This window comes from Pseudonocardia bannensis (assembly GCF_012911875.1).
Taxonomy (GTDB): domain Bacteria; phylum Actinomycetota; class Actinomycetes; order Mycobacteriales; family Pseudonocardiaceae; genus Pseudonocardia; species Pseudonocardia bannensis.
Genome location: NZ_JAAXKZ010000188.1, coordinates 1 through 7,693, shown reverse-complemented (window position 1 = coordinate 7,693; position 7,693 = coordinate 1). Strand labels below are relative to the sequence as shown.

The following is a 7,693-nucleotide window of genomic DNA, read 5'->3' as shown; positions in this document are numbered from 1 at the left end:
AAGCTCGCAGCGGCCCGGATCACCACCGCCGGAACCGCGACCCGGCCCGAGCTGGCCGTGGACCTGGTCCTAGCCGGTCACGATCAGCCGGTACTGGTGCGGGCCGACGGGATGAGCCGCGGCTGAATCGGCGACCCTGCCGCTCATGGCACGGTGCGGTTCGACGTCGAGCAGGCGCCGCCGCCGACCCGGTTGGCGGAGCTGGGAGAATCGACGCCATGACCGGGATCGACCCCACCCCCGAGGCCCCCTCGTCGGGACCGAGCATCGACGCAGACCGCCGCCCCCGGGTGCTCTCCGGCATCCAGCCGACCGCGGACTCGTTCCACCTCGGCAACTACCTCGGCGCGATCCGGCAATGGGTGGCCCTGCAGGACGACCACGACGCGTTCTACTTCATCCCGGACCTGCACGCGATCACCGTCGAGCACGACCCGAAGACGCTCGCCGCCCGCACCCGCAACGCCGCCGCCCAGCTGCTGGCCCTCGGCCTGGACCCCGACCGCTGCACCGTGTTCGTCCAGTCGCACGTCCCCGAGCACGCCCGGCTCGCCTGGGTGCTGGGTTGCCTGACCGGGTTCGGTGAGGCCAGCCGGATGACGCAGTTCAAGGACAAGTCGTCCAAGCAGGGCGCCGACCGCGCCACCATCGGCCTGTTCACCTACCCGATCCTGCAGGCCGCCGACATCCTGCTCTACCAGGCCGATCGCGTCCCGGTGGGCGAGGACCAGCGTCAGCACCTCGAGCTGACGCGCGACCTCGCGCAGCGCTTCAACTCGCGGTTCGGCAAGGCCTTCGTCGTTCCCGAGCCCTACATCCCGGCTGGCGCGGCGAAGATCCAGGACCTGCAGGAGCCGACGGCGAAGATGAGCAAGTCGGCGTCGAGCCCGTCGGGGATCGTGGAGCTGCTCGACGACCCCAAGGTCTCGGCCAAGAAGATCCGCTCCGCGGTGACCGACACCGAACGCGAGATCCGCTACGACGTCGAGGCCAAGCCCGGGATCTCCAACCTGCTCACGATCTACTCGGCACTGACCGACAGGAAGATCTCCGAGCTGGAGGCCGAGTACGCCGGCAAGGGCTACGGCGACCTGAAGAAGGATCTGGCCGAGGTGGTCGGCGACTTCGTGTCGCCGCTGCGTGAGCGGGTCGCGCTGTATCTGGAGGATCCGGCCGAACTCGATCGGGTGCTTGCTCGCGGTGCCACCCGTGCGGGTGAGGTCGCCAGTTCGACGCTGGCCGCTGTGCACGAGAGGATCGGTTTCCTTCCCCCGATGACATGAGGTGACGCCCCGTGGCTGCTCCGACGACGGCGGCCTCCGCCTCCACGCAGAACGGGGTCGCACCCGCTGACGAGGAGAAGACGAAGCTCGAGCAGCTGCGGGAGCGTCATCCCTGGCTCGACCATCTGATCCGGGCCGGCCAGCGGTACACCGAGAGCCACGGTGACCACTACGCGGCGGCGATCACCTACTTCAGCGTGCTCTCCCTGGTGCCGTTGCTGATGATCGCGTTCGCGGCCGCCGGGTTCGTGCTGCAGTCCCAGCCCGAGCTGCTCACCGAACTGCAACAGGGGATCACGAGTGCGGTTCCCGGGGAGCTCGGGACGACCCTCAACGGCATCATCCAGACGGCGATCGACCAGGCGGGTGCCGTCGGGGCGTTCGGTCTGCTGGGCGCGCTCTATTCCGGGATCGGCTGGATGAGCAACCTGCGCGAGGCGTTGTCCGAGCAGTGGGGCCAGCGCAGCGAGCCGCCCAACGCGGTGAAGAAGCTGCTCTTCGACCTGCTTGCGCTGGTCGGTCTCGGGGTCTCGCTCATGCTGTCGTTCGGTATCACCGCCATCGGCAGCGGGCTCGGCGCGACGGTGCTGGAGTTCGTCGGGCTCGCCGACCAGGGCTGGGCGCGCGCGCTGCTCGCGGTCTTCGGGATCCTGCTGGGCGTGGCCGCGAACTGGCTGGTCTTCCTGTGGGTCATCGCCCGCCTGCCCCGCGAGCCGGTGACGCTGCGCAGCGCGGCCAGGGCGGCGCTGTTCGGAGCGATCGGTTTCGAGGTCCTCAAGCAGGTCATGACGTTCTACCTGGGCGTGGTAACGGCCTCCCCGGCCGGCGCGGCGTTCGGTTCCATCCTCGGTCTGCTGATCTTCGCCTTCTTCGCGTCCCGGTTCCTGCTGTTCGTGACGGCGTGGGCCGCGACCGCCAAGGAGAACGAACAGGAGGAGCCGCCGCCGGTGCCGGGACCCGCGATGATCTGCCCGGAGGTGACGGTGCGCTCCGGCCCCGGTCCGGGCGCGGCCGTCGGACTGGTCGGCGCAGGGCTGCTCACCGGCCTTCTCGGCGTGCGCCTGCTCGGCCACCGCCACCGCCACTGACCCCACGACTCACCCACGAGCCCCGCGAGTCGGCGTCTCCGCGTGCACGAGTCGGCGCGCCTTCGCGAGCACGGGGGCGCGCATGACGTCCTCGGGGGTCGGGGCTTTCGGGCAGTGAGAGCCTTGTTCCCGCGCAAGTCGGCCGTCCAGTGCGCCGGTCGCGGTCCGGTCAGCCGGATCGGCGGCCGTCACCTGTGCGAGTGCCGCGTCGTCGACGCTCAGCTCCGGAGCCGGCCGCGGCACCGGCTCATCGCCCTGCCCGCCGCCGTCCGGTGAGCACGACGACCAGCGCCACGGCGGTGCCCAGCGCACCGATGCCCCCGAACAGTCGCACGGAGGTGGAGCCGCCCGGGGCGCCTCCGGTCGCGGACACCGGCGTCGTATCGGGCCGGCTCGCGTCGGGTCGTGTCCCGTCGTGCTGTGCCGCACCGGAAAGCGCCCCGTCGCTACTGCCGGTGCGCGCCCCGGGTGGGGCACTGTCCACCAGCGTGCCGACCGGTGCAGTCCCCGGTGGCAGCGCGAACCCGTGGTCGAGTAGCGCCGCCGCCTGCCGCCACATCGGCGCCGGCTGGTGCTCGCCGTGGACCAGCGCCACCACCAGCCGCCGCCCGTTCCGCTGTGCGGCGCCGACGAACGTGTGCCGCGCGGCGTCGGTGAACCCGTTCTTGCCCCCGATCGCCCCCGGGTAGCCCAGGAGCAGGCGGTTGTCGCTGGACAGCCGGAACCCGGGCCGGCCGCCGTACCCGGGGAAGTCCATCTGCCGGATCCCGATGAGCTCGGCGAACCTCGGATCGCGCAGCGCGACGCGGAACAGCAGCGCGAGGTCGTACGCCGAGCTCGACATCCCCGGGCCGTCCAGGCCGGACGGCGTGACCGGCCGGGTGTCCAGGGCGCCCAGCGAGGCCGCCGTGGCGCTCATCGCGGCCAGCGTGGCGGGGACCCCGCCGAGTTGGCGGGCGAGCGCGTTCGCGGCGTCGTTGCCGGAGTTCATCAGCAGTCCGGCCAGCAGCTGCCGCACGGTGTACCGGCCACCGGGTCCTATCCCGGCGCGGCTGCCGGGGACGTTCGCGTCGTCCGCGGTCCCGACGACGACGGTGTCCGGATCGAGCCGCTGCAGGACCACCAGCGCCGTCAGGACCTTGAGGGTGGACGCCGGCCGCTGCCGCCCGTGCGGGTCGTGCGCGGCCAGGACGGCGCCACTGTCCAGATCGGCCACCACCCACCCGGCGGCGGTCACCGGCGGGGGCACCGGCGCGCCCGGTGCCAGCACGTCGCCGCACCCGCCCAGGCGCGGCCCGCCGACCGGGTCGGCCGGCACGGGCAGCGGCTCCGGCGTGACGGCGCCCGGCGCGACCACCTCGCGAGCGGCCGGCGCAGGTGGTACCGCCTGCCCGGAGCACGGCACCGCGAGGTCGGCGACCGCGACCGGGGCGCCGGCCGCCGGCGCCACGAGCGCGAGTACCGCGATCATCACCGCCCGCCCGAGCGCACTGCGCGAACCGGCCACCGTCCGACGATAGCCCTGGATCAGGCCGGAACGCGCTCCGCGTGAGCCTTTACCGCGTCCAGCGTCCTCCGCATGCCCTCGACCATCATCCGCTCCCGGTCCTTGCCGAGCAGCCCCGTGGCGACCAGGGCACGGACCAGCACGTTCGGGGGCGTCGTGCGGTCACGCCACTGGGTGAGCCGGGTGGACGTGCCGTCGGGGCCGTCCGGCTCGAGCCGCCATCCCCAGGTCATTCCGTTCTCGGCCACGGTGAAGGCGAACCGTTCCGGCGCCGTGCACTCGACGACGCGGCAGTGGGTCCGCCAACGCACCCAGCGGTAGGCGTTGGAGCCGACGAACCGAGCTCCGAGCGCCGGGCCGGTCGCCCCGCCCGTCCACTTCCCGCCGGTGTTCTCCGGACTCCACTCGCCCATGCGCGTGATGTCCGTGACCAGGGCCCACACCTTCTCCGGTGCCGCGCCGATGGTCACGCTCGCCTCGTCCACGCTGATCTCCTCGCCGTCGGATGCACGTTGCACGCATCCTGCCTTCGAATGGTCTGCGCTCGGTGACCGGGTGCTCACCCTGCGGAGCCGACGATTCGGTCGCCAGCGTCCTGGTGGTCGCGGGCCGTGCCCGGGACACCGGTTCCGGCGGGAACTCCGCGGGTGGGACGGGCAGCGGGTGCACGCGCAACGCCGCCCCGCCGGCCGACGCTGCCGGCGGCAGCCCGGCGCCCGCGGCGCCGAACGCCGACGCCGGTGCGCTCAGGGTGGGCCCGGCCTACGACGTCGGCGGCCCCGGGGACGCGTCGTTCGACGATGCCGCCCGGATCGGGCTGAAGAAGGCCATCTCGGGCCTGGGCCTGCCGCAGGCGAACACCCGGGAGCGCACCGCGGCGATCAACGAGAGTGAGGACGCGGCCGTCACCCGGCTGCGCCGGTTCGTGAGCGAGGGCTACAACCCGATCACCGCGGTCGGCTTCAAGTACGCCACCGGGGGTGAAGACGGCCGCCGCCGAGAATCCGAACGTGGAGTTCGCGATCGTCGACGACGACACCGTCGAGCTGCCCGACAAGCGGGTCGACGTCGCGGTGTTCGACTACATCAACGCGGTCGCGGCGGACAACGTCGACAGCCTTCCGGAGATCTTCGGCCTGAAGGTCGACGGCGTCGGCTGCTCCACATCGGGCGGGAAGATCGACGACCATCACGTCCGATCTGGAGGCGTACGAGGCCGCCTCGCCGGTCGGCGAGTACGCCGTCGAGCTGGACGGGATCACCAAGCGGTTCCCGGGCGTCGTCGCGAACAGCGACATCACGTTGCGGGTCCGCCGTGGTGAGGTGCACGCCCTGTGCGGTGAGAACGGCGCCGGCAAGTCCACTCTGATGAAGATCCTCTACGGCATGCAGCAGCCGGACGAGGGGACGCTCGCCCGCGGACGCGATCAAGGCCGGGATCGGCATGGTGCACCAGCACGTCATGCTGGCCGACAACCTGACCGTCGCCGAGAACGGTCTCGCAGAACCCCCGGCAGTCGCCGCGGTCGGAGGGCTTCGAAGACCTTCTCGATCCAGCCCCTGGCGACGGTCTCGCCGCCCTGGAGGCCGAGCAGCGGGTACTGCTCTCCGACGTCGCCGGGCTGCGCGGCGGCCTGCTGAGCGGGCTCACCCCGCTGGTCCTGCTCGTCCCGGTGAGCTACCTGATCCTGGGGCGCACCCGAATCGGGCTGCGGCTACGCTTCTGCGGGGAGAACCCGGTGACGGCCGAGTCGCTCGGGGTCGCGGTGGTCTCGCACAAGTACGTGGCGGTGGTGGTGCCGGGTGCGCCGGCCGGGCCCGGCGGCGCGGCCCTGGTGTTCGACCCGGGGCAGCCGGGCTATCTGGAGGGCAGACCGGGGGCCGCGGGTACATCGGCCTGGCCGCGATGATCTTCGGCAACCGGCGGCCCGGTGGGCTGCTGGCCGGCTCCGCGCTGTTCGGCTACGTCGACGGGTTGCAGCTGCGGGCGGGCGGCGAGGCCGTGCACGCGCTGCTCTACGCGGGGACACTGCCCCAGCTCGTCACGCTGCTGGTGCTGACGGTGGCCTCGCAGCGGCTCCGCCCGTCCGCGGCGATCGGCATGGAGTACCGGAAGGGCGAGGGTGACTGAACTCGACTGGGCCTCACTGCGCGACGCCGCGGTGGCGGCGGCGGGGGCTGCTTACGCGCCGTACTCACGGTTGCGGGTCGGCGCGGCGGCGGTCTGCGACGACGGCCGCGTGGTGACCGGCTGCAACGTGGAGAACGCCTCCTACGGGCTCGGGTTGTGCGCGGAGTGCACGATGGCCGGGCAGCTGCGGCTGACCGGCGGCGGCCGGTTCGTCGCCGTCGCCTGCCGGTCCGGGGCCGGGAAACTGCTGATGCCGTGCGGACGCTGCCGGCAGATCCTCTACGAGTTCGGCGGACCCGACTGCCTGCTGGACACCCCGCGCGGCGTGCTGCCGCTCCGCGAGGTGCTCCCCGACGCCTTCGGCCCCGCCGACCTCCCGTGAGCGGATGACGCTGTTCCGGCGATCATTGCCGCTCACGAGCAGGACGAGGGAGGACGCATGGCACCGAGCGCCGTCGAGGTCATCACCGCCAAGCGGGACGGCGGCCGGCTGACCGACGAGCAGATCGACTGGGTGCTCGCCGCCTACACCGCCGGCGACGTCGCCGACGAGCAGATGGCGGCGCTGGCGATGGCGATCCTGCTCAACGGCATGGATGCTGGCGAGGTCGCCCGCTGGACCCAGGCGATGATCGACTCGGGGGAGCGACTGTCGCTTCCCGCCGTGGGCCGGCCGCTCGTGGACAAGCACTCCACCGGCGGCGTCGGCGACAAGATCACGCTGCCGTTGGCGCCGCTCGTGGCCGCCTGCGGGGCGGCCGTGCCGCAGCTGTCCGGGCGCGGCCTCGGCCACACCGGCGGGACGCTGGACAAGCTCGAGGCCATTCCCGGCTGGCGCGCTGCGCTGTCCCTGGACGAGATCGCGACCCAGCTCGCCGACGTGGGTGCCGTCATCTGCGCGACGACGCCGACGCTCGCCCCCGCCGATCGCAAGCTCTACGCCCTGCGCGACGTCACCGGGACGGTCGAGTCGATCCCCCTCATCGCCAGCTCGATCATGAGCAAGAAGATCGCCGAGGGCACGGGCGGTCTGGTGCTCGACGTCAAGGTCGGTTCCGGGGCGTTCATGAAGACACGCGACCGGGCCGCGGAGCTGGCCCGCACGATGGTGGAGATCGGCACCGCGCACGGACTGGCGACGACCGCGCTGCTCACTGACATGTCCGTGCCGCTGGGCCGGGCGGTGGGCAACGCACTGGAGGTCGCCGAGTCGGTCGAGGTGCTGCGCGGCGGCGGGCCGGCCGACGTCGTGGAGCTGACCGTCGCCCTGGCCCGGGAGATGCTGGCCCTGGCCGGACTGACCGATGTGGACCCTGCGCAGGTGCTGGCGTCCGGTGCGGCGTACCCGGTGTGGGAGCGCATGATCGCGGCGCAGGGCGGCGATCCGTCGGCACCGCTGCCAGTGGCCCGGCACGTGGAGCCGGTGCTCGCAGAGCGGTCCGGCGTCGTCGTCGGGTGCGATGCGCTGGCGGTCGGGACCGCGGCCTGGCGGCTGGGAGCGGGCCGGGCCCGCAAGGAACACTCGGTGCAGGAGGCCGCCGGCGTGCGCCTGCTCGTCGACGTCGGGGAGCAGGTGACGGCCGGGCAGCCGCTCCTCGAACTGCACACCGACACCCCTGACGCGCTCCCCGGTGCCCGCGCAGCACTGGCGGCGGGCCTCCTGGTGGACGACCCCGACGACGTC

General features: G+C 72.7%; 7 protein-coding genes and 2 pseudogenes. 6 read left to right on the top strand and 3 right to left on the bottom strand.

Going from position 1 to position 7,693, the window contains the following annotated elements; all coding sequences use genetic code 11:
- The first annotated feature begins 218 nt into the window (after positions 1-218).
- Together trpS and yhjD are read left to right on the top strand one after the other, a co-directional pair.
- Positions 219-1,283, top strand: coding sequence for a tryptophan--tRNA ligase (trpS, locus tag HF519_RS28595; protein ID WP_169416089.1), 1,065 nt, complete (start codon positions 219-221; stop codon positions 1,281-1,283).
- A gap of 11 nt (positions 1,284-1,294) precedes the next feature.
- The gene (gene yhjD, locus HF519_RS28590) at positions 1,295-2,371 is read left to right on the top strand and encodes an inner membrane protein YhjD (protein ID WP_169416088.1); all 1,077 of its coding nucleotides are present in this window, start codon (positions 1,295-1,297) and stop codon (positions 2,369-2,371) included.
- Positions 2,372-2,618: 247 nt separating this feature from the next.
- On the opposite strand, the gene HF519_RS28585 is transcribed toward yhjD, so the two are convergent.
- The 3 genes from HF519_RS28585 to HF519_RS28575 form a co-directional block, all read right to left on the bottom strand.
- Positions 2,619-3,878, bottom strand: coding sequence for a D-alanyl-D-alanine carboxypeptidase family protein (locus tag HF519_RS28585; protein ID WP_312860410.1), 1,260 nt, complete (start codon positions 3,876-3,878; stop codon positions 2,619-2,621).
- A 20-nt stretch (positions 3,879-3,898) separates the two neighbouring features.
- Positions 3,899-4,396, bottom strand: coding sequence for an SRPBCC family protein (locus HF519_RS28580; protein ID WP_312860409.1), 498 nt, complete (start codon positions 4,394-4,396; stop codon positions 3,899-3,901).
- Between the two features lie 444 nt (positions 4,397-4,840).
- A complete protein-coding gene (locus HF519_RS28575; RefSeq protein ID WP_211170717.1) occupies positions 4,841-5,179 on the bottom strand; it encodes a hypothetical protein in 339 nt (112 codons plus the stop codon).
- Between HF519_RS28575 and HF519_RS28570 the strand changes: the two are divergent.
- The 4 genes and pseudogenes from HF519_RS28570 to HF519_RS28555 all read left to right on the top strand — a co-directional run.
- Positions 5,079-5,409 (top strand): annotated as a pseudogene (locus HF519_RS28570) (ATP-binding cassette domain-containing protein); the annotation flags it as partial. The gene HF519_RS28575 and the pseudogene HF519_RS28570 sit on opposite strands and share 101 nt — an antisense overlap.
- A pseudogene (locus HF519_RS28565) lies at positions 5,375-6,009 on the top strand (ABC transporter permease subunit); the annotation flags it as partial. The pseudogenes HF519_RS28570 and HF519_RS28565, both read left to right, overlap by 35 nt.
- Positions 6,002-6,391, top strand: coding sequence for a cytidine deaminase (locus HF519_RS28560; RefSeq protein ID WP_169416086.1), 390 nt, complete (start codon positions 6,002-6,004; stop codon positions 6,389-6,391). The pseudogene HF519_RS28565 and the gene HF519_RS28560, both read left to right, overlap by 8 nt.
- A 57-nt stretch (positions 6,392-6,448) precedes the next feature.
- Positions 6,449-7,693: thymidine phosphorylase (locus tag HF519_RS28555; protein WP_169416085.1), on the top strand; the 1,245-nt coding region annotated here is incomplete at its 3' end.